The organism is Spiroplasma endosymbiont of Clivina fossor, from assembly GCF_964031115.1.
Lineage (GTDB): Bacteria > Bacillota_I > Bacilli_A > Mycoplasmatales > Nriv7 > Nriv7.
In genome coordinates this window covers 1,913,759-1,934,675 of the sequence record NZ_OZ035006.1, presented here as the reverse complement: position 1 = coordinate 1,934,675, position 20,917 = coordinate 1,913,759, and the positions used below count along the sequence as shown (strand labels likewise).

37 protein-coding genes are annotated in these 20,917 nt (G+C 25.7%); 27 read left to right on the top strand and 10 right to left on the bottom strand.

Features of this window, described 5'->3' with window-relative positions; translation table 4 throughout:
• The first annotated feature begins 14 nt into the window (after positions 1-14).
• From AAHM82_RS11765 to AAHM82_RS11690, 17 genes are all read left to right on the top strand, one after another.
• On the top strand, positions 15-569 hold the full coding sequence (locus tag AAHM82_RS11765; protein ID WP_342264057.1) for a DJ-1 family glyoxalase III: 555 nt from the start codon (positions 15-17) through the stop codon (positions 567-569).
• A 27-nt stretch (positions 570-596) separates the two neighbouring features.
• Positions 597-1,895: an adenylosuccinate lyase gene (purB, locus tag AAHM82_RS11760; protein ID WP_342264056.1), complete on the top strand. Its 1,299-nt coding sequence runs from the start codon at positions 597-599 to the stop codon at positions 1,893-1,895.
• A 12-nt stretch (positions 1,896-1,907) separates the two neighbouring features.
• The gene (gene rsmI / locus AAHM82_RS11755) at positions 1,908-2,753 is read left to right on the top strand and encodes a 16S rRNA (cytidine(1402)-2'-O)-methyltransferase (RefSeq protein WP_342264055.1); all 846 of its coding nucleotides are present in this window, start codon (positions 1,908-1,910) and stop codon (positions 2,751-2,753) included.
• Between the two features lie 517 nt (positions 2,754-3,270).
• Entirely contained in the window at positions 3,271-3,597 is a 327-nt protein-coding gene (locus AAHM82_RS11750) for a hypothetical protein (RefSeq protein WP_342264054.1), read from the top strand.
• 294 nt (positions 3,598-3,891) lie between these two features.
• A complete protein-coding gene (locus AAHM82_RS11745; protein WP_342264053.1) occupies positions 3,892-4,851 on the top strand; it encodes an IS1/IS1595 family N-terminal zinc-binding domain-containing protein in 960 nt (319 codons plus the stop codon).
• A gap of 185 nt (positions 4,852-5,036) precedes the next feature.
• Entirely contained in the window at positions 5,037-5,171 is a 135-nt protein-coding gene (locus tag AAHM82_RS11740; RefSeq protein WP_342264052.1) for a hypothetical protein, read from the top strand.
• A 164-nt stretch (positions 5,172-5,335) separates the two neighbouring features.
• On the top strand, positions 5,336-5,566 hold the full coding sequence (locus AAHM82_RS11735; protein WP_342264051.1) for a hypothetical protein: 231 nt from the start codon (positions 5,336-5,338) through the stop codon (positions 5,564-5,566).
• 41 nt (positions 5,567-5,607) lie between these two features.
• Positions 5,608-5,850 (top strand): hypothetical protein, encoded by a 243-nt coding sequence (locus tag AAHM82_RS11730; RefSeq protein WP_342264050.1) that lies wholly within the window; start codon positions 5,608-5,610, stop codon positions 5,848-5,850.
• Positions 5,851-5,874: 24 nt separating this feature from the next.
• The gene (locus AAHM82_RS11725; protein ID WP_342264049.1) at positions 5,875-6,174 is read left to right on the top strand and encodes a hypothetical protein; all 300 of its coding nucleotides are present in this window, start codon (positions 5,875-5,877) and stop codon (positions 6,172-6,174) included.
• 74 nt (positions 6,175-6,248) lie between these two features.
• Positions 6,249-6,668 carry a hypothetical protein gene (locus AAHM82_RS11720; protein ID WP_342264048.1) on the top strand — a complete coding sequence of 140 codons (420 nt, stop codon included), beginning with the start codon at positions 6,249-6,251 and terminating at the stop codon, positions 6,666-6,668.
• A 202-nt stretch (positions 6,669-6,870) separates the two neighbouring features.
• Positions 6,871-7,155 carry a hypothetical protein gene (locus AAHM82_RS11715; RefSeq protein ID WP_342264047.1) on the top strand — a complete coding sequence of 95 codons (285 nt, stop codon included), beginning with the start codon at positions 6,871-6,873 and terminating at the stop codon, positions 7,153-7,155.
• Between the two features lie 2 nt (positions 7,156-7,157).
• A complete protein-coding gene (locus AAHM82_RS11710) occupies positions 7,158-7,412 on the top strand; it encodes a hypothetical protein (protein ID WP_342264046.1) in 255 nt (84 codons plus the stop codon).
• Between the two features lie 43 nt (positions 7,413-7,455).
• Positions 7,456-7,896: a transposase family protein gene (locus tag AAHM82_RS14900; RefSeq protein ID WP_342263396.1), complete on the top strand. Its 441-nt coding sequence runs from the start codon at positions 7,456-7,458 to the stop codon at positions 7,894-7,896.
• Complete coding sequence (locus tag AAHM82_RS14895) at positions 7,893-8,285, top strand: transposase family protein (protein ID WP_342264845.1); 393 nt, start codon at positions 7,893-7,895, stop codon at positions 8,283-8,285. The genes AAHM82_RS14900 and AAHM82_RS14895 overlap by 4 nt, the downstream gene beginning before the upstream one ends.
• A 311-nt stretch (positions 8,286-8,596) precedes the next feature.
• The gene (locus tag AAHM82_RS11700; RefSeq protein ID WP_342264045.1) at positions 8,597-9,556 is read left to right on the top strand and encodes an IS1/IS1595 family N-terminal zinc-binding domain-containing protein; all 960 of its coding nucleotides are present in this window, start codon (positions 8,597-8,599) and stop codon (positions 9,554-9,556) included.
• A gap of 57 nt (positions 9,557-9,613) precedes the next feature.
• Positions 9,614-10,045 (top strand): hypothetical protein, encoded by a 432-nt coding sequence (locus AAHM82_RS11695; RefSeq protein WP_342264044.1) that lies wholly within the window; start codon positions 9,614-9,616, stop codon positions 10,043-10,045.
• On the top strand, positions 10,023-10,268 hold the full coding sequence (locus tag AAHM82_RS11690; RefSeq protein ID WP_342264043.1) for a hypothetical protein: 246 nt from the start codon (positions 10,023-10,025) through the stop codon (positions 10,266-10,268). Before AAHM82_RS11695 ends, AAHM82_RS11690 begins: the two co-directional genes overlap by 23 nt.
• A 65-nt stretch (positions 10,269-10,333) precedes the next feature.
• Here AAHM82_RS11690 and AAHM82_RS11685 read toward each other — a convergent pair whose 3' ends face one another.
• From AAHM82_RS11685 to infC, 10 genes are all read right to left on the bottom strand, one after another.
• Entirely contained in the window at positions 10,334-11,014 is a 681-nt protein-coding gene (locus tag AAHM82_RS11685; protein WP_342264042.1) for a SprT family zinc-dependent metalloprotease, read from the bottom strand.
• Between the two features lie 18 nt (positions 11,015-11,032).
• Positions 11,033-11,971: a hypothetical protein gene (locus AAHM82_RS11680; protein ID WP_342264041.1), complete on the bottom strand. Its 939-nt coding sequence runs from the start codon at positions 11,969-11,971 to the stop codon at positions 11,033-11,035.
• A gap of 13 nt (positions 11,972-11,984) precedes the next feature.
• Positions 11,985-12,140: a dUTP diphosphatase gene (locus AAHM82_RS11675; protein ID WP_342264040.1), complete on the bottom strand. Its 156-nt coding sequence runs from the start codon at positions 12,138-12,140 to the stop codon at positions 11,985-11,987.
• Positions 12,115-12,324 carry a dUTP diphosphatase gene (locus tag AAHM82_RS14890; RefSeq protein ID WP_425288986.1) on the bottom strand — a complete coding sequence of 70 codons (210 nt, stop codon included), beginning with the start codon at positions 12,322-12,324 and terminating at the stop codon, positions 12,115-12,117. Before AAHM82_RS14890 ends, AAHM82_RS11675 begins: the two co-directional genes overlap by 26 nt.
• The gene (locus AAHM82_RS14885) at positions 12,282-12,458 is read right to left on the bottom strand and encodes a dUTP diphosphatase (protein ID WP_425289035.1); all 177 of its coding nucleotides are present in this window, start codon (positions 12,456-12,458) and stop codon (positions 12,282-12,284) included. The genes AAHM82_RS14890 and AAHM82_RS14885 overlap by 43 nt, the downstream gene beginning before the upstream one ends.
• A gap of 91 nt (positions 12,459-12,549) precedes the next feature.
• A complete protein-coding gene (locus AAHM82_RS11670; protein ID WP_342264846.1) occupies positions 12,550-12,969 on the bottom strand; it encodes a transposase family protein in 420 nt (139 codons plus the stop codon).
• 5 nt (positions 12,970-12,974) lie between these two features.
• Positions 12,975-13,367: a transposase family protein gene (locus AAHM82_RS11665; protein ID WP_342263426.1), complete on the bottom strand. Its 393-nt coding sequence runs from the start codon at positions 13,365-13,367 to the stop codon at positions 12,975-12,977.
• A 147-nt stretch (positions 13,368-13,514) separates the two neighbouring features.
• Positions 13,515-13,880, bottom strand: coding sequence for a 50S ribosomal protein L20 (gene rplT, locus AAHM82_RS11660; RefSeq protein ID WP_342264039.1), 366 nt, complete (start codon positions 13,878-13,880; stop codon positions 13,515-13,517).
• 15 nt (positions 13,881-13,895) lie between these two features.
• Positions 13,896-14,090, bottom strand: coding sequence for a 50S ribosomal protein L35 (gene rpmI / locus AAHM82_RS11655; protein ID WP_342264038.1), 195 nt, complete (start codon positions 14,088-14,090; stop codon positions 13,896-13,898).
• Positions 14,047-14,640 (bottom strand): translation initiation factor IF-3, encoded by a 594-nt coding sequence (gene infC / locus AAHM82_RS11650; RefSeq protein ID WP_342264037.1) that lies wholly within the window; start codon positions 14,638-14,640, stop codon positions 14,047-14,049. Before infC ends, rpmI begins: the two co-directional genes overlap by 44 nt.
• 724 nt (positions 14,641-15,364) lie before the next feature.
• Here infC and AAHM82_RS11645 point away from each other — a divergent pair.
• The 10 genes from AAHM82_RS11645 to AAHM82_RS11600 all read left to right on the top strand — a co-directional run bounded on the left by AAHM82_RS11645 (position 15,365) and on the right by AAHM82_RS11600 (position 20,868).
• Positions 15,365-15,691, top strand: a complete 327-nt coding sequence (locus AAHM82_RS11645) for a hypothetical protein (protein ID WP_342263463.1) — start codon at positions 15,365-15,367, stop codon at positions 15,689-15,691.
• A 2-nt stretch (positions 15,692-15,693) separates the two neighbouring features.
• Positions 15,694-15,915: a hypothetical protein gene (locus AAHM82_RS11640; protein ID WP_342263464.1), complete on the top strand. Its 222-nt coding sequence runs from the start codon at positions 15,694-15,696 to the stop codon at positions 15,913-15,915.
• 164 nt (positions 15,916-16,079) lie between these two features.
• Positions 16,080-16,310, top strand: a complete 231-nt coding sequence (locus tag AAHM82_RS11635) for a hypothetical protein (protein ID WP_342263465.1) — start codon at positions 16,080-16,082, stop codon at positions 16,308-16,310.
• 78 nt (positions 16,311-16,388) lie between these two features.
• Positions 16,389-16,721 (top strand): hypothetical protein, encoded by a 333-nt coding sequence (locus tag AAHM82_RS11630; RefSeq protein WP_342263466.1) that lies wholly within the window; start codon positions 16,389-16,391, stop codon positions 16,719-16,721.
• Positions 16,722-16,745: 24 nt separating this feature from the next.
• Entirely contained in the window at positions 16,746-17,732 is a 987-nt protein-coding gene (locus tag AAHM82_RS11625) for a hypothetical protein (RefSeq protein WP_342223784.1), read from the top strand.
• Between the two features lie 3 nt (positions 17,733-17,735).
• Entirely contained in the window at positions 17,736-18,056 is a 321-nt protein-coding gene (locus tag AAHM82_RS11620; protein ID WP_342263467.1) for a hypothetical protein, read from the top strand.
• Between the two features lie 2 nt (positions 18,057-18,058).
• Positions 18,059-18,307 carry a hypothetical protein gene (locus tag AAHM82_RS11615; RefSeq protein ID WP_338968164.1) on the top strand — a complete coding sequence of 83 codons (249 nt, stop codon included), beginning with the start codon at positions 18,059-18,061 and terminating at the stop codon, positions 18,305-18,307.
• Between the two features lie 22 nt (positions 18,308-18,329).
• Positions 18,330-18,722: a hypothetical protein gene (locus AAHM82_RS11610; protein WP_342263810.1), complete on the top strand. Its 393-nt coding sequence runs from the start codon at positions 18,330-18,332 to the stop codon at positions 18,720-18,722.
• A complete protein-coding gene (locus tag AAHM82_RS11605; protein WP_342263809.1) occupies positions 18,700-18,972 on the top strand; it encodes a hypothetical protein in 273 nt (90 codons plus the stop codon). Before AAHM82_RS11610 ends, AAHM82_RS11605 begins: the two co-directional genes overlap by 23 nt.
• Positions 18,973-18,987: 15 nt before the next feature.
• The gene (locus AAHM82_RS11600) at positions 18,988-20,868 is read left to right on the top strand and encodes a hypothetical protein (RefSeq protein ID WP_342264036.1); all 1,881 of its coding nucleotides are present in this window, start codon (positions 18,988-18,990) and stop codon (positions 20,866-20,868) included.
• The last annotated feature ends 49 nt before the right edge of the window (positions 20,869-20,917 follow it).

The following is a 20,917-nucleotide window of genomic DNA, read 5'->3' as shown; positions in this document are numbered from 1 at the left end:
AGAGGTTTTAATTAATGGCAACAGCAACAGTAGCAATTTTTTTAGCAACTGGTTATGAAGAAATTGAAGCAATAACTGTTATTGATATTTTACGAAGAGCAAAAATTAATATTGATATTATTAGTAGTGAAAATAAAGATTTTATTGTGGGTGCTAATAATATTACTATTAAAAGTGATTATTATTTTAGTCAAATGCCTAATGATTATGCGATGCTAATTTTACCTGGTGGAGCGACCGGTGTTAATAATTTACAAAAAAATGAACATTTAATGAACTTATTAAAAACATTTAATAAACAAAATAAATTTATTGCTGCGATTTGTGCTGCCCCGCAAATTTTAGGATTGTTAGGTATTGCTAATAATAAGAATATTAGTGTTTATCCTGAGTGTTTCAATGGTTTAGAAACTGCTAAAATTATTAGCAATGAAGCGGTTGTTATTGATGGTCATATTATTACGGCATCATCAGCTGGTGTTGCGATTAAGTTTGCTTTACAACTAGTCGCAATATTAACTAATGATAATATTAAAGAAATGGTTACAAAGCAGTTAGTAATTTTATAAATTTATTTTCATAAAGGAGGAACAAAGATGATTAAGCGTTATCAAACAAAAGAAATGAAAGTGATTTGAAGTGAAGAAAAGAAATATGATACTTGATTAAAAGTAGAATTATTAGTGTGTGATGCCTGAGGTAACTTAGGATTAATTAATAAATCTGATTTAAAAAAATTGAAAAAAGTTAAAGTTGATTTAAAATTAATGAATAGTTTAGAAAAGCAAACACAACATGATATGGTTGCTTTTACAAGAATGTTATCACATAGTTTAGAAAATGAAAAACGCTGAATTCATTTAGGATTAACTTCAACTGATGTTGTTGATACCGCCCAAAATTATTTAATTAAGCAAGCAAACGATGTTATTGTTAAAGAACTGCAAAAATTATTAGATAATTTAAAACTAAAAGCGTTAAAATATCGGAATTTAATTTGTATTGGCAGAACACATGGCATATTTGCTGAACCGACTTCTTTTGGTTTAAAATTTGTTTTATGGTATGAAGAAATTAATCGGCAAGTGGAAAGATTTTTGTTAGCGCGTAAGCAAATTGAAGTTATTAAAATTTCTGGTGCGGTTGGTAATTATGCGAATGTTGAACCAGTTGTGGAGGATTATGTCAGACAAGAGTTAGAATTAGGCGTTGATAATATTTCAACACAAGTAACCCAAAGAGATCGGCATGCGTTTCTTTTTAGTGTTTTTGCAAATATTGCTTCCACATTAGAAAAAATTGCTCTTGAAATTCGTCATAGTCAGCGAAGTGAAGTTGATGAAATTCGCGAAGGATTTTCATTAAACCAAAAAGGTTCTAGCGCGATGCCTCATAAACAAAATCCAATTGGGAGTGAAAATATTTGTGGATTAGCGCGTTTGATTCGTGCTAATAGTGTTGTTGCTTATGAAAATAATTTGTTATGAAATGAAAGAGATATTTCGCATAGTTCTAATGAAAGAATAATTATTAGTGGAACATTTTCATTATTACATTTTATTTTAAAGCGGATGAATACGATTCTTAATCTTTTAGAAGTTAATGAAAAAAATATTGCTTTAAATATTAAAAAAACATTTAATACTTTTTTTAGTCAAAGATTATTATTAGAAATTATTAAGAAAACTCAATTTTCTCGTGAAGAAATTTATGATTTTTTACAAGAGTGTACTTTTGCTAGTTTAAAAGAAAAACGCGATTTTAAGGAAATTGTTAAAGAATATAAAATTTCTAAATATTTAGATGATGAGCAATTAGAAAAATGTTTTGATATTAATTATTTTGTTCGTAATGTTAATATTATTTATGAACGAGTTTTTCCTAAAACGGAATAGGATAAGATAATAATGATTCAGAAAAGTTTTCGTAATGAGCGACCAGCGCTATATTTAGTCGCAACACCAATTGGCAATTTAAAAGAGTTAAATAGTCGGATTGCAGAAACTTTACAACTGGTTGTTGTAATTTTTTGTGAAGATACAAGAGTAAGTAATAAAATATTACAGCATTTTAATATTAAGAAAAAACTTATTTCATTACATCAACATAATGAAAAAGAACGAATTGATTTAGTATTACAATTTTTAAATAATAATCAATCAGTTGCTTTGCTAAGCGATGCGGGCTATCCATTAATATCGGATCCCGGATATCAATTAGTCCAAGCAGTAATTGCTAAGGAATATAATGTTGTTAGTATTAGTGGTTCTAGTGCGTTATTAAATGCTTTAGTTTGTTCAGGATTATCACCATATCCGTTTTCCTTTTGAGGTTTTTTAGACCACAAAGTAGGAAAACTTAAACAACAAGTTGAACAATTAAAATATCGTTCTGAATCGTTAATTTTTTATGTTGGGGTGCATCATTTAGAAAAAACATTAAGGGTAATGAAAGAAATTTTAGGTAATCGTGATGTTTGTTTAGCAAGAGAGTTAACGAAGATGTATGAAACTATTTATCGAATGCCATTAAATGATATTATTAACCTTGATTTAGCTTCATTAAAGGGTGAATTTGTGTTAATTGTTAAAGGATATGAAGCGGTAGCTGATTATCGTTCTTTAACTATTAAAGACCACATTATCTTAGTAGCTAAAAAGCAAAATATTACTATTAAAGAAGCAATTAAGGAAGTAGCAAATATGCGAAATCTTCCTAAAAGTCTTGTATATCAAGTCTATCATCAAGAGTAACCAGGAGGGGCGCATAAATTTTTGTTAGGTGGGAAAATATTTGAATAAGTATTAAGGCAGTCAGCAATGATTGTCTTTTTATTTTATAAGATGTTAAAAATTTGTTCTTTGAAAATTAAATACAAGTGAATTAATAATGTTGGTATGTATTAAAGCACGATAAATTGTGGGTGGTCGCCATAACCAAAAGAAGTTTACCAGTTAATAGATAACATCCTATTAGCTATAGCAATTTGTTTCGTTTTGCAATAAAAAAATGAATGGGTGGATTTCCTAAAAATATACACGCTATTAAATTAGTTCCAAGGGTAGGATGCGGACATTAAAGTGTAGAAATTTCTATATAGGGGATATACTAAGTTTAAAATTATTAAAATCTTTATCTAATTAAAAAACAAAATTTACTAACAAAGCTTGTTAAACACTTAAATCTGCGATATATAAGTGTTTAAAAAACTAAATTAACTAACAACTTAGTTAATATAACTTAGTTTATTAATAAGAAAGGTAATTTACTATGAAAAACATTGAAAACATTTTCTTAAATACGAAAAAATATCTCTTAAAAGAAACACAAAACGCAATGCTTATTAAAGCGCCAAAAATTCCATGATTTAATGAACAAATCGGCATTTGGTTTCCAAAGCGATTTGTTTATAAAGGAAAATATGAAAATTCGATTTGTATTGGAATAATAAAAGATAGTAAATATCAAGTAATTTCAATTAATCAACAAGAACAAGAAACCAAGTTAATTAAAGGCCAAGAATTATTAGGTTTCTTCATTGCCGAAAAAGAAAACAACAAAAAAGATATAAATTATAACTATTTTAAAGGAGATTAAAAATGAATATTGTTTTAATTTTGTCGAAAACTCTTGATATTTATTGGATATACTTAATTTTAGGTATATTTTAATATGATAGAGGTGGATAATAATAAAAATGATGATAGTTGAATTAATTATAAAGGTAATGCTGTAACAAATAAATATAATAGATTTAAGTAAGTAAAAATATTAGTTAAAATTTAATAATAATTAATAATTTTTTATTTTAATTTTGTCGAAAACTCTTGATATTTATTGAATATACTTAATTTTAGGTATATTTTAATATGATAGAGGTGGATAATAATTATGGAAAAAATAATTCAAGAACTAGTAAATACTTTAACAGATGATCAATTTTTAGAATTTTATGAAAAAGTCAAACAACAAGCAGAATTAATAAAAAAACAAAAACGTTTAAATGAAATTGATCAAAAATTTAGAGCGCACGGTATTAAATGCCCTAAATGTGAATCTTACCATTGCGTTAAAAATGGACATAATTCAGAAGGAAAACAAAAATATTTATGTAAAAATTGTCGTGCAAGTTTTGACGCTTTTCGTAATCATTTTATTTATTGAAGTCATTTAAATTATGAACAATGAAATTTATTGATTCAAATTTCATTGCTGGGGCAATCTAGTAAAACAATTTCTCGTTTTATTAAAACTACATTAAAAACTGCTTGATATAATCGTCAAAAATTAATGAAATCAAAACAATTAGAAAATACCCAATTAAAATTTAAAAAATTATCTGGTAAAATCCAAATCGATGAAACATTCATTAAAGAAATCCATAAAGGAAATTTCAAATATAAAACTGATCCACGAAGAATTCACCTTGACCCATTCGCAACTAATACTAAATGCTGTATTCAAATGGCAATTGATAATAATAACAATATTTATGTTAAATCCACAAACACCAAACGTTTACAAAAACAATGAGTTATTGAAAATATGAACAAAGAATTAATTAACGAAAATTCAATTATTACTTCTGATATGCAAAAATTATATTTTTTAGTAGCAAAACAAACAAATTCTACTTTATGTGTAACTAAAACAACAATTAATCCTGAAGCTAGTTATCGTAACTTAAATAAAATCAGTAAATTACAATCTAGTCTTAAAGAAGCCTTAATTCATTATCATGGTTTAGGTTTTACTAATATTCAAAATTATTTAAATCTCTGAAAATGAAAATACCAACATAAGGGTTTAACTCCAAACCAACAAACAGCGGTATTATATTTTAATGTATAAAAAAGTTAAAGTAAAAATAGTAATTTTACATAAAAGCCTTTTAAAATTATCAAGTTGATGATTTTTTTTATTTTATCAAGAGTTTTCGACAAAATTAAAAGAATATTGCAATTGGACTAATATTTATTATTATCAGCATCATGTTATCGGCATATTTTGCTTATAAAATTTATGCCAAAATAAAAATGCGAATTAAATATAAAAATGCCAGTAAAAATAATACTGGTAATTTCACAAAAGATGAAAAAGTGTTTATTGCCCGCTTTGAAGAATGAGTTAAAGCCCCTAATTCAAAAGAAAATAACAAGGATAAAAAATAATGTTTTGAGAAATTATTATGGAATTCTTAAAACTGTTTGTTCCGATAGAAAAAATGCCCGCACAAGTTGCGTTTATTGCCGGATTAATTATTATCATTACTTTTCTTTTCGCCTTAATTTCAATTATGTATTTACCAATAAAAATGATTTTTGGGAGATAAAAAATGACAATAAATTTAAAAGAATTTAATTGAAAACAAATTAAACAAACTTTCTGAGATTTATTTATTCAAATTACAACTATTCCGGCTCATATTAGTGGTGGTAAAGAAATTGATTTAACTCAAGAAACACTTTGACTTTTAATAGCAAACATTGCCTTTTGATTATTAACAGCAATTATGGTGTGATTTATTCTAATGTTACTTTGAAAAACCATATCAGTATTTAGATAAAGACAAATGACGAATGCCTTAAAAAGAAAGGGGGTGATTATATGATTGAAACTTTCTTAACAGAAGCACCAGCAGTAACAAAAATAACAGCTAGTGACGCGATGGCTAAATTATGAAATGCGATTATAACAGCGTTTACTAAAATGTGAGAAATTATTGCTGTTAATATGCCACAAGTTGGTAACTTCTTTGCTGATTACTGAATATTCATTTTTCCATTTATTTTGGCAATATTCTTTATTTGCTTTAAAATGTTTGAAAAATTACTTGGAGCAGTACGCTAATAAAAAAATAAAGTGAGGTGCAAGATGAAATTTTGCAAATGAATAATAGAAAAAAATAACCATTTTATTGAATTAAATCGCACCTCTTTTTTAATTTTATGACATTGTGGAGCGATTTGATATATTTACAACGGTTATTTTAAAAACATTGTAAGCTATTTATTTTTAGCAGGTTGTATTTTAATTTTCCTTTTCAAAATTGGTAATTTAACACAAATCAACAAAGTTATTAACTTCTTAAAAAACTCACCATTAAACATCGTTATTGGTTCATTAGGAACTGGAAAAACTGCCTTTCTAAGGTATACGCATCAAAATTACTAAAAAAGAAAAAATATCATATCGCCTCAACCTTTCCATTACTAGAAACCCAAAAATTAAGTTTAGGGCATATGGGATTGTTAGACTTTGATTATCCAGTATTGCCAGACAAAACCTTACTTTTGTGAGATGAAACCAATTTATTTTTAGAAGGAACCGATTGAGAAAAAAATAATACCAAAAACGAAGAAACCGGTATTCAAGAATATTTCGCTCTGGCACAGCATTTTGGGGTCATATTGGTCTCGCTAGCGGTCAAAGAGATAAGCATATATGAGTTTAAAGTTCGTGATATTGCCAATAATGTGATTGTGGGAATTCGTAAAAAACCCGTTAATATTTTTCGCCCCTACTTAAAAGTTATCTATGGCACCTTTACGAGCATTGAAGAATATGAACGCTGACGAAACACCTTAATTGATGCTAAAAATAGTAAAAAAGGGCGTCGCATTAAATATCGTGATATTCCTGAACTTGATATCTATTTTTTAAACTAAAAATTCCCCTGCCAATACTTAACACTTACAATTCTTTTTACCTAGCATTTTTAAGAGATTACTTAAATGCAAAAGTAAATTCTGACTATGAAGACAAATACTATACCGACACAGCAATTGATTTAGAAGACTTGGAATACTTAAAAATGGATAAATTTAGCAAATTTTTAAGAAAAATGAAAGAAAAGGAATAATATAAAAAATGGAAAATCTTGCAAAAATGGCCGACTTTCTCGCTCAAATGCTTTATAAAGTTTTTGATTTAATTTGAAGTCTTAAAGTACCAGGAACAAATATTCAACTAATATTTCCTCTATTCTTAACGCTGGCTGTAGAATTTCTTATGGCAATTATTCTTGAATTTGGTAGTCAACAAGTTAATTTAGAAAGACAACGCCAATATGCGGTTAAAAATAAGGGGCGTTTAAGTGCGTGAGGAAAAGCCAAAAAACAAATAAAACCAATAAAAACAAAACAAGGTAACTAAAAATGTTTAAACTAATTATTATTTTTATCTTAATAACTGTTCTCGGACTTTTGGCTGGTAGTCATTTTGAAACTTTAACAAACTATATTAGCGAGGGACTTGCCAATTTCCAAAAGTTTATTACTAGCAATTTAACAATTTTAGAACTATTTAAACCAATGGCCCGGACATTTTCGCAACATCCAATCTTTATCATTCTTGGTGTCACTTGTGTACTTATTGCTTTATTTATTAGACTTCTTGCAAAATTAATTTAAAATATAATTGAATTGTTGTTTTTAATAAAAAGGTGGAATTTAAATGAAATTTAAAAAAAATAATCAAATAAGTGATAAAAATTTTTTAAGATTAACTGGTATTAAACATACTACTTTTAATAAAATGCTAGAAATTTTAAAAATAGAAGAATTAAAAAAGAGATTTCGTCGCGGAAGAACCAATAAATTATCATTAGAAAATCGTATTTTAATGACTTTAGAATATTGAAGAGAATATAGAACTTATTTTCATATTGCAAAAAGTTATGATATTAGTGAAAGTAGTTGTTATAGAAATATCAAATGAATTGAAGACACTTTAATAAAACACCCTAATTTTCAACAACTTACTGGTCAAAAATCACTATTAAAAGATTATTTCAAAGATAAGACTGTTATAATTGATGTAACTGAAAGCCAAATCCAACGCCCAAAAAAAGACAAAAACAGCACTACTCAGGAAAAAAGAAAAAACACACAATAAAAACACAAGTTATAATTGAAAAAGATAGTAAAAAAATTATTAGTTCTGATTTTTCTTATGGTAAAAACCATGACTTTAAAATTTTAAAAGATTCAAAAATTAAATTTTTACCAGAAACAACTGTTTTAGTGGATTTAGGTTATCAAGGCATACAAAAAATTAATCATAATGTTTTAATTCCTAAAAGAAAATCAAAGAAAAACCCTTTAAATAAAGAAGAAAAGCAAAATAATGAGCGAATTTCAAAAATGAGAATTGTTATTGAAAATGTTTTTGCTATACTTAAAAAATTTAAAATTATTAGTGAAAAATATCGAAATCGTAGAAAAAGATTTGCTTTAAGATTTAATTTAATAGCTTCAATTTATAATTTACAACTATTAGTTTAAATATATTTGATAATTTAAAATTTCAGTCTTTTTTTATTGTAAATAATAATTTTTATTATGTTTTAATGACAAAATATTTGTAAAAATAATCTAAAAATTATTTTAATAACACTTTTATATTTATTTTAAATTTAAAAATTATAATTATCATATTAATTTTGCAAGAAGTCTATTGTAATTAAAGGACGATAAAAAATATGAAAGGAGAGTTAAAATGAAAAAACTTTTTTAATTTTGTCGAAAACTCTTGATATTTATTGAATATACTTAATTTTAGGTATATTTTAATATGATAGAGGTGGATAATAATTATGGAAAAAATAATTCAAGAACTAGTAAATACTTTAACAGATGATCAATTTTTAGAATTTTATGAAAAAGTCAAACAACAAGCAGAATTAATAAAAAAACAAAAACGGTTAAATGAAATTGATCAAAAATTTAGAGCGCAAGGTATTAAATGCCCTAAATGTGAATCTTACCATTGCGTTAAAAATGGACATAATTCAGAAGGAAAACAAAAATATTTATGTAAAAATTGCCGTGCAAGTTTTGACGCTTTTCGTAATCATTTTATTTATTGAAGTCATTTAAATTATGAACAATGAAATTTATTGATTCAAATTTCATTGCTGGGGCAATCTAGTAAAACAATTTCTCGTTTTATTAAAACTACATTAAAAACTGCTTGATATAATCGTCAAAAATTAATGAAATCAAAACAATTAGAAAATACCCAATTAAAATTTAAAAAATTATCTGGTAAAATCCAAATCGATGAAACATTTATTAAAGAAATTCATAAAGGAAATTTCAAATATAAAACTGATCCACGAAGAATTCACCTTGACCCATTCGCAACTAATACTAAATGCTGTATTCAAATGGCAATTGATAATAATAACAATATTTATGTTAAATCCACAAACACCAAACGTTTACAAAAACAATGAGTTATTGAAAATATGAACAAAGAATTAATTAACGAAAATTCAATTATTACTTCTGATATGCAAAAATTATATTTTTTAGTAGCAAAACAAACAAATTCTACTTTATGTGTAACTAAAACAACAATTAATCCTGAAGCTAGTTATCGTAACTTAAATAAAATCAGTAAATTACAATCTAGTCTTAAAGAAGCCTTAATTCATTATCATGGTTTAGGTTTTACTAATATTCAAAATTATTTAAATCTCTGAAAATGAAAATACCAACATAAGAGTTTAACTCCAAACCAACAAACAGCGGTATTATATTTTAATGTATAAAAAAGTTAAAGTAAAAATAGTAATTTTACATAAAAGCCTTTTAAAATTATCAAGTTGATGATTTTTTTTATTTTATCAAGAGTTTTCGACAAAATTAAAAAAAAACTTTTAATAAAATTATTTAAAAAAGATAATTCAAAAGAAAAGAGGCCATTAAAATTAAGAATTAAAAATTCTTTTAAAAAGCAGTGGTTAAAAATAGTATTAAGTATCATTTTCATCTTTATAAGCTTATTAATTTGTGCATTAACAGTAATCGATACTAAATGAATAACCGGAACAAGTGACGAATTTAATGATTTTATGAATAAAGAGATGGTTAATTTCTTTGGCAAGTTCAATAGTGGTATTATGCTGGCGGGAATATTTGTTTTTTGATGAGGCGGAGCAATATACTTTGCAATTAAATTTGAAAAATTAATCCGCTTTATTATTCAAAAAATTAAAATAAAAAGAGCCTTGAAAAATGAAATCAAACAAACTCATTAATTCTTTAAAAAAATATTGATGGAGAATTTTGCCTTACATTTTTATGATTATTATCTTTTTCATTCCATTTTTAAAATTGGAAATTAATGATTTGAAATTATTATATGAAAAATTTGAAGCATTAATTTCACTTATGATACTAGGATATTTAGATATATGCATTACAATAGCTGTAATTATAAACTGTGGTATTGAGGGACTTATTAAAAAAAATATTTATTAATAAAATTTAAATTGCTTTAAGCACTAACATCAAATTACTTTTGTTGATTTTAGATCAGAACAATTTTACAAAAAAACTTGTTTTAAAATCTGCTGACAAACTTTAAAATTAGGGCAAAGTTGCATCACTAATTTTCAAAATGCTTTACTATGATTAGGTTCTCATAAATGTACTAACTCGTGAATAATAACATAGTCAATAACCTCAAAATTAAAATGCATAATTTTGGAATTTAGAACAATTTTTTGCTTGTTAAAATGACAAACACCTCATTTACTACGCATTACTCTAAACTTAAGTTGTTGATAGCTTAAATTCATTGTTTTAGCAAGCAATGCAACTCGGGAACCCAAATATAATTCAGCTTGCTTACTAAGAAATTTATTAAAATTTTTCACAAGTTGTTTTTCATCATTGCCTTTTAAATTAACAACAACAGTTGTTGCGACAAAAATAACTTTATTGTTATTAGCAAAATAATTAATTTGCACCTCATATTTCTTATCTAAGAAATAAACAAAATATGGTTTTTGATGCAAATTAATTAAAATCTTTATTGGTTTATTAATAATTTTCTGTAATTTTTTTCAATTACTAATAAGAAAATCCTCAATATATTGTTCTTTCATTCCTAAGGGGGCATTAACAATAATATCCGATGAATAATATCTTACTGATAATCTTTTACCTGGTTGCAAATAATAATCCAGCGCTACATTTTCATAAACTAATTGCTTTTTAAGCATCCAATAACCATCCTCATACTACTTTTTAAATATTGTTTTAATGTTTTTAAACATTATTCCCAAAGCTTTAAAATCCCACGGTTGTTTTACTCTTTTTAAAGGAACAAATTTATTTCCTTTTTGAAGGTAATACGGTTGCACCTTAGTTAAAATTAAATAACCTAACGATGTAAAAAATATTCCAAAAGCAAATATAAAAATATAACCTAATGGTCACAAACGACCAGTCCGATCAAAAATATTAGTAGTAGTAGTAACAAGATTATTACCACTACCTCATAATGGATAACCATTACGACCAATAAATAATAAATTAGTTATTTCATTTTCATTTTTCGCAATAATTAATGAAAGCGCATTAAAACTTAAAGCCATTAAACTAAATATAATTAAACTAATAAAACTTCATAATAAATAATCACGATGATATTGCACAATACCATACATATATAAAAATCAATAAGTAAAAATAATAATAACATGTAAAACATAATATAACCAGTAAGAAAAATGCTGTGGTCCATACAATTTATCAGCCGGAATTAACAGACTCGCAAAAACCATAATTACTACTCAAGGTGCAGTAATACTAAATAATTTATCATTAGCCTTAATTAACAAAATACCACTAATAATTTGTGTTATTGAACTTAAATGAAACGGGAAAATTCAAGGTCAACCTCGTAAATTTTTTCCTGATTCTTTAAAATAATATAAATATAAAAAATGTAAAAAATAATAAAGAAAATATAAGAAAATTTGAAAAATACCAAGAATTCTTAAAAATAATTTATTTTGTGCTAACTTAACATATCCTGTTTTAAAAATAAACAAACAAGCCAAAGCAATTAATGATAAAATAACTGGCAATCAATATTGTCAAGTAACACCAATTTTAGTAATAACTTCACCAGAACTTCCTGCTGGATTAAAAAAATCATATAATGATAAAAACATCTTTACTTCTCCCTTAATAGTTATTACTTATTCGTTGATGATTAATCTCATTTTTATTTAAATAGGCTTGAAAAATATCTTGAAAACTAAACTGCAAAACATTAGCAATTGTAAAAAAATGATTTAAAATGTTAGCATAATCATTAGTAATATTTTTTTCAAAAAGCAATCGTATGATTAAAAGTTTCTAATATTAACAATGTTAAATCTTGTTCTTGCTTTAATTCATAAGAATATGCTTCTAAATCAATATTAAAACTTAATCCAATACTAATAAGAAAATGCAAACAATCAATAAATTCATCTAAAACTAATTCTTTTGACTTATATTGTATGTCATACGATTTGATCAATATTTAAAGCATCGTAATTCATTACTAAATTCCGATAATTCTACTAATAAAGCTAAAAATCGTTTATCAATTGTTTTTTCAACTAATAATTTTTTTTCTAAAATTCTTGCATCTAACTTTTTTTTGCAAACTAATAATTTGTTTTCATAATTGTAAATCCAAAATATGTTTCACCCTTTTCTAAATTATATTGCTTTATTTATTAGACTTGGTACATAACTATAACTAGCTTAATTCAAAATTATATATTCCTGAAATTAAGTTAAATCGTAATCCAAATCTTCTAATCTTATTGCGATAACGATAAACTAGTATTTTAAATCTTTTTAATCTAGCAAAAACATGTTCAATGACAATTCTAACTTTACTTAAAAAGCTATTATATTCCTTTTTATCTGGATTTAAAGGATTATTTTTACTCTTTTTAATTGGCAATAATGTATTTTTATGAACATTTTGCAAACCTTGATATCCTGAATCGGCAATTAATTCTAATTTTGGATTTATAAGTGTATTTGATTTTAAAAATAACTTATAATCATGAGTACTGCCATAACAAAAATCTACTGAAATAATTTTATTGTTAAATAAATCAATAATTATTTGCGATTTTAATGAATGTTGCCTTTTCTTACCAGAAAATAATAATTTTAGTTTTTTTTAATTCTTTCAATTGGAATTTCTGTAGCATCAATTGCTAATAAATTATTAGTAGTACCCTTATTTTCTAATAATATCTTTTTGCCAGGTATATGAAAGTGACTATTTTTTATTAGAGTATTTTCAACTCAAAAGATATTACGAATACAACTAACATGACTAATATTATATTTTTTTGCAATAATACGATATGTACTATATTCTTTTCAGTATTCTAAAGTCATAAGTAATCTTTGCTCTATTGATAATTTATTTGGTCTACCACCAATTTGTTTTTGTTTAGCTTCACCTTCTTTTAAAATTTCTACCATTTTCATGAAAGTTTTATATTTTATGCCTATTAAACTATAAAATTCGTTTTCGTCTTTGTATTTATCTAACATTTGTACTTCACCTAGGAAATAATATTATCAAAATAGTAGATAAAATTAAAGGTTATGTACCAAGTCTATTATAATTATATTTTTTCAAGTTGCAAATAAAAAAATAAAAAAACCTAGTAATAACTTATAAATTATTACTAGATAAAATTAATCTTTTTTCTCTAATGCTGATTTAGATAAATCAACTAATTTTTTAAATTCAACTGGTTGATGAATCGCCATTTCTGATAACATTTTTCGATTAATATCAACATTTGCTTTATGTAAACCATTGATAAATTGTGAATAAGAGATATCATATTCTCTAGCGGCACTATTAATTCGTGTAATTCATAAGCTTCGAAACTCACCTTTACGCTTTTTACGATCACGATAAGCATATGCTAAAGACTTCATTACTTGTTCTTTAGCAGTTCTAAATAATATATGTTTTGAACCAAAATAACCTTTAGCTTGTTTTAAAACCTTTTTACGGCGTTTCCTAGTAGTAACGCCTCCTTTAACTCTTGCCATTATTATATTTCCTTTCTAACTAAGTAGTAAATTTTTTAATCTTCGGTAATCAGTTTTATCTACTGTTCCTTCTTTGCTTAAATGTCGTTTTTGTTTAGTTGACTTATTTGGCGCTAAATGAGAAGTAAAAGCATGCTTTCGCTTTCATTTACCAGTTCCAGTAATTTTAATTCGTTTCTGTAATGCTTTTTTTGTTTTCATTTTTGGCATTTTCTTGCTCCTTTTCTTTATTTAAATCTTTATCTTTTCTAGCAATTAAATACATATCATAAAACTGACCAGTTAACTTTGGTGTTTTTTTAATTTCACAATACTCTTTTACTAAATCATAAAACCGCATTAATGTTTCATAACCAAACTCTTTATGATGTGATTCTCTACCTCGAAACTTTAAAGATATTTTAACCCGATCACCATCTTTTAAAAATTCTATTACCTTCTTAGCTTTAAATTGCAAATCATGCTCACCAATATTAGGTGTTAAACGCATTTCTTTGTTTTGAATAATTCGTTGCTTTTTTTTATTATCTTTATCTTTTTTTTGCTCTTCATACTTATATCTGCCATAATCTAAAATTTTCGACACTGGCGGAGTAGCATTAGGTGCAACAACAAACAAATCTAGTCCTTGCTCTTTAGCAGTTCTTAAAGCATCATTTCGTGACATCACACCTAATTGATTGCCATCTTGATCAATAACTAAAACTTCACGAAAAGGAATATTTTGGTTAATAAAATCAGTATTTGGCTTATGTTTCATAAAATAGAAAACCTCCTATAACAACATAGAAAAAGTGTGTACTAATACACACTCACCATTAAAATATTTAGATTTAAAATCTAAAGTTATTATTAGCTGTTTACCCATAACGATAATATGTTGCTATCAGGTGAGTGTAACACTACTTTCTTTTATTTATGTTCCTATAAATAATAACATAAATAAATAAAAATGCAAAAAAAGTTTAGGGTCGCGGACGCATAAAGTTTTGTTAGGTGGGAAAAGATTTGAATAAGTATTAAGACAGTCAGCAATGATTGTCTTTTTATTTTATAAGATGTTAAAAATTTGTTCTTTGAAAATTAAATACAAGTGAATTAATAATGTTGGTATGTATTAAAGCACGATAAATTGTGGGTGGTCGCCATAACCAAAAGAAGTTTACCAGTTAATAGATAACATCCTATTAACTATAGCAATTTGTTTCGTTTTGCAATAAAAAAATGAATGGGTGGATTTCCTAAAAATATACACGCTATTAAATTAGTTCCAAGGGTAGGATGCGGATGTTAAAGTGTAAAAATTTCTATATAGGGGTATGCTAAGTTTAAAATTATTAAAATCTTTATCTAATTAAAAAACAAAATTCAGTAACAAAGTTTGTTAAACACTTAAATCTGCGATATATAAGTGTTTAAAAAACTAAGTTAACTAACAACTTAGTTAATATAACTTAGTTTATTTATAAGAGAGGTAATTTATTATGAAAAACATTGAAAACATTTTCTTAAATACTAAGAAATATCTCTTAAAAGAAACACAAAACGCAATGCTTATTAAAGCCCCAAAAATTCCGTGATTTAGTGAACAAATCGGTATTTGGTTTCCAAAGCGATTTGTTTATAAAGGAAAATATGAAAATTCAATTTGCATCGGAATAATAAAAGATAGTAAATATCAAGTAATTTCAATTAATCAACAAGAGCAAGAAACCAAGTTAATTAAAGGCCAAGAATTATTAGGCTTCTTCATTGCCGAAAAAGAAAACAACAAAAAAGATATAAATTATAACTATTTTAAAGGAGTTTAAAAATGAATATTGCGATTGGAATAATATTTATTATCATTTGCATAATGCTATTGGCATATTTTGCTTATAAAATTTATGCCAAAATAAAAATGCGAATTAAATATAAAAATGCCATTAAAAGTAATACTGGTAATTTTACAAAAGACGAAAAAGTATTTATTGCTCGCTTTGAAGAATGAGTTAAAGCTCCTAATTCAAAAAACAATAACGCGGATAAAAAATAATGTTTTGAAAAATTATCATGGAATTCTTAGAACTGTTTGTTCCGATAGAAAAAATGCCTGCACAAGTTGCGTTTATTGCCGGATTAATTATTATCATTACTTTTCTTTTCGCCTTAATTTCAATTATGTATTTACCAATAAAAATGATTTTTGGGAGATAAAAAATGACAATAAACTTAAAAGAATTTAATTGAGAACAAATTAAACAAACTTTCTGAGATTTATTTATTCAAATTACAACTATTCCAGCTCATATTACTGGTGGTAAAGAAATTAATTTAACTGAAGAGCCACTTTGACTTTTAATAGCAAACATTGCTTTTTGATTCTTGACAGCAGTTATGGTGTGATTTATTCTAATGCTACTTTGAAAAACCATATCAGTATTTAGATAGAAGCAAAAGTAATGTCGCGAAGCTAAATTGTGATGCATTCACAAAGAAATTCAAAATTAATTAGGAAAAAACACAATCGTGTTAAGGTTAATCGTGGTTTTAACAAATTTAAGAAAAACTTTGAATATAAATGATGAATGTTTTAAAAAGAAAGGGGGTGATTATATGTTTGGAATTTTCTTGGCCGATGCACCAGCAACAGTAGAAAAAATAACAGCTAGTGACGCGATGACTAAATTGTGAAATGCAATTATAACAGCGTTTACTAAAATGTGAGAAATTATTGCTGTTAATATGCCACAAGTCGGTAACTTCTTTGCTGACTACTGAATATTCATTTTTCCATTTATTTTGGCAATATTCTTTATTTGCTTTAAAATGTTTGAAAAATTACTTGGAGCTGTACGCTAACAAAAAAATAAAGTGAGGTGCAAGATGAAATTTTGCAAATGAATAATAGAAAAAAATAACCATTTTATTGAATTAAATCGCACCTCATTTTTAATTTTATGACATTGCGGAGCAATTTGATATATTTACAACGGTTATTTTAAAAACATTGTGAGCTATTTATTTTTAGCGGGTTGTATTTTAATTTTCCTTTTTAAAATTGGTAATTTAACACAAATTAACAAAGTTATTAATTTCTTAAAAAATTCACCATTAAATATTGTGATAGGTTCATTGGGAACTGGAAAAACCGCTTTTCTAGTATACGCATCAAAATTACTAAAAAAGAAGAAATATCACATCGCCTCAACCTTTCCATTACTAGAAACTCAAAAATTAAGTTTAGGACATATGGGATTATTAGACTTTGATTATCCGGTATTGCCAGACAAAACCTTACTTTTGTGAGATGAAACCAATTTATTTTTAGAAGGAACTGATTGAGAAAAAAATAATACCAAAAATGAAGAAACCGGTATTCAAGAATATTTCGCTCTGGCACGGCATTTCGGTCATATTGTGCTTGCTAGCGGTCAAAGAGATAAACATATTTGAGTTAAAGTTCGTGATATTGCCAATAATGTGATTGTGGGCATTCGTAAAAAACCCGTTAATATTTTTCGACCCTACTTAAAAGTCATCTATGGCACCTTTACTAGCATTGAAGAATATGAACGCTGACGAAACACCTTAATTGATGCTAAAAATAGTAAAAAGGGTCGTCGCATTAAATACCGGGATATTCCTGAACTTGATATTTATTTTTTTAAACTAAAAATTCCCCTACCAATACTTAATACTTACAATTCTTTTTACCTAGCATTTTTAAGAGATTACTTAAATTCAAAAGTAAATCCTGATTATGAAGATAAATACTATACTGATACGGCAATTGATTTAGAAGACTTAGAATACTTAAAAATGGATAAATTTAGCAAATTTTTAAGAAAAATGAAAGAAAAGGAACAATAAAAAATGGAAAATCTCGCAAAAATGGCCGACTTTCTTGCCCAAATGCTTTATAAAGTTTTTGATTTAATTTGAAGTCTTGAAGTGCCGGGAACAAAAATTCAACTAATATTTCCCTTATTCTTAACGCTTGCTGTAGAATTTCTTATGGCAATTATTCTTGGTTTTGGCAGTCAACAAGTTAATTTAGAAAAGCAACGCCAATATGCCGTTAAAAATAGTGGTCGTTTAAGTGCGTGAGGAAAAGTTAAAAAACAAATAAAACCAATAAATCCAAATAAAATTAATTGAAAACAAAGAAATAAAAAAATAAAACAAGGTAACTAACGATGTTTAAACTAATTATTATTTTTATCTTAATAACTGTTCTTGGATTATTAGCTGGTAGTCATTTTGAAACTTTAACGAACTATATTAGCGAAGGCCTTGCCAATTTTAAAAAGTTTATTACTAGCAATTTAACAATTTTAGAACTGTTTAAACCAATGGCACGAACATTTTCACAACATCCAATCTTTACCATTCTTGGCGTTACTTGTGTACTTATTGCCTTATTTATTGTGATTAAAGGACGATAAAAAATATGAAAGAAGAATTAAAATGAAAAAACTTTTAGTAAAATTATTTAAAAAAGATAATTCAAAAGAAAAAGCGCTGTTAAAATTAAGAATTAAAAATTCTTTTAAAAAGCAATGGTTAAAAATAGCATTAAGTATCATTTTCATCTTTATAAGCTTATTAATTTGTGCATTAACAGCAATCGATACTAAATGAATAACCGGAACAAGTAACGAATTTAATAATTTTATGAATGAAGAGATGGTTAAATTCTTTGGAAAGTTCAATAGTGGTATTATGCTGGCAGGAATATTTGTTTTTTGATGAGGCGGAGCAATATATTTTGCAATTAAATTTGAAAAATTAATCCGCTTTATTATTCAAAAAATTAAAGCAAAAAGAGCCTTGAAAAATGAAATCAAACAAATTAATTAGTTCTTTAAAAAAATATTGATGGAGAATTTTACCTTACATTTTTATAATTATTATCTTTTTCATTCCATTTTTAAAATTGGAAATTAATTATTTGAAATTATTATATGAAAAATTTGAAGCATTAATTTCACTTATGATACTAGGATATTTAGATATATGCATTACAATAGCTGTAACTATAAATTGTGGTATTGAGTGACTTATTAAAAAAATTAAAGAAAAAAGAACAATGAAAAATAAAATATTTTAAAAAGGAGTGATAAAAATGTTTATGAAAATATTTACCGTGCTAATTATTAGTTTCAATAATATTTTTACCATTTCCCAAAACATTAACAATGATGAAATGACAACACAATCACTAATTAGAAATAAAAGACAAAATAATAAAATTTATAATTTTGAAATCAAAAACTTACAAAAGGTGAGATTTCATTTTGGTGACCTCGTAACTTGGACAACAACCAGACTTATAGAAGTCAATATAAATAAAAAAGATAATAGCGATTTAAATGAAAAGTTACCGGAATTAAAAAATTTAAACAATCTTACTTTCAAATTTATACAATCAGAATTTTCTGATAATCAGAGTAAACAACAAAAAATTCAAAAATTAATAACTACATATGGAACCAAAGTAGGAAAGAAAGAATGAGTAATCAATAAAAAAATAACAATCAGAGCAAAAGGCACAATTTTAAATGACTACAAACAAGATGATAATATAACAGATTACAGTTTAATATGTACAAATGATTTTGAAATTGAAATTAAAAAAGATAGCACCGATATTGATTTACCAGAAACAACTATTAACTTTGACGGTAATCACAAATACAGCGATGTTATTGATAACCTTGATTATTTAATGATTCACCGTGGTGATTTTGATAAATTTAATTACTCGTATCTCTATTGAACACCAGTATTTAATTTCATTAATACTTTAGAAAAAGGGTATTACAAAGAATTTACCATTAAAAATCATGGTTTTAAAAACGAAAGCTATTTTTATCACAAAACTTCTAGTAGTAAAGATGAAATTAATACAAATATTTTGAAAATTAAAGCTTTTAATAAAACCTTAATTGCGGGTAATAACTATTTACAATTATTACACGGTGAAAGTGAAATCTGAAAATATGCCACTGCAAATGCTAACGATTATTACTTAATTAAGTATCTTTTTGGTACCTTAAATTATCTTAATGTTAAATTTAGTTTTTTGAGATACGATCCTGAATTAAAAAATGACATTTACCTTTATTTTAAAAACAACATTCCTAGTATTAACAACAGCGAGTACAAAAATGTTTTTGACGAAATCTATGAAATTCTTGGCAATTTCTTTTCCAGTTTATTTTATGCGACTTTTGATATGGACGAAAAAACTCATACCGAAATTGATTTTAAAGGCGTAGATAATTATAACAAGAACTATTTTATTCAAATTGGTTTCTTTTATCGTTCGTTAATTACTTTTTATCCCAAAAAATACTTAGTAAATATTATGGGAGACTCAGAATTATTACTAAGAAGTTATTTTTTTACTTTTGATAAAAAAACGCACCAAGAAAATTTTAATGCTATTAAAAATAATAACAGTATCTATCAAATTGAATTTAATGTTCTTAAATCTTACGACAATAAACTGATTACCTTGCCAACCAGTAAGACTGCTAACAGCATTAATTACTTCAATACGGACATTGATATTCGCTATGGCATTAATATTTTTACCTTAACTTTTCCTTTGTACCATAAAACAAATACCTCTAATTATAATTTTAAAATTTATGACTTTAATGTCCTTAATTCCACAGCGTTTATACCTGATGGTTCAACTAACTCGGAATGAGATGACATAATTCCGCCAGCAAATTGTAAATATTCTGGACGATGAATCCCTACTTTTAATGACATTGGCTGTGCCATTCAAAATGCTGGTATCAAAATGATTAATTGAATGCTAACGGCTTCGCAAATCATTACAATTTTACGGCCATTAGCAATTATTGCAAAAGCAACAGTTACCTTTTCAACCGCAATTTTCCCAGTTTTTAAAACAGTACCCGCCTTTTACTATACCTTTCAATTTTTAATCGGTTTTGCCATCTTTCTAATGATATTAAGAATTTTTGTATAATATATATATATATATATATATATATTGAAAAAATAAAATAAAGGAGTTA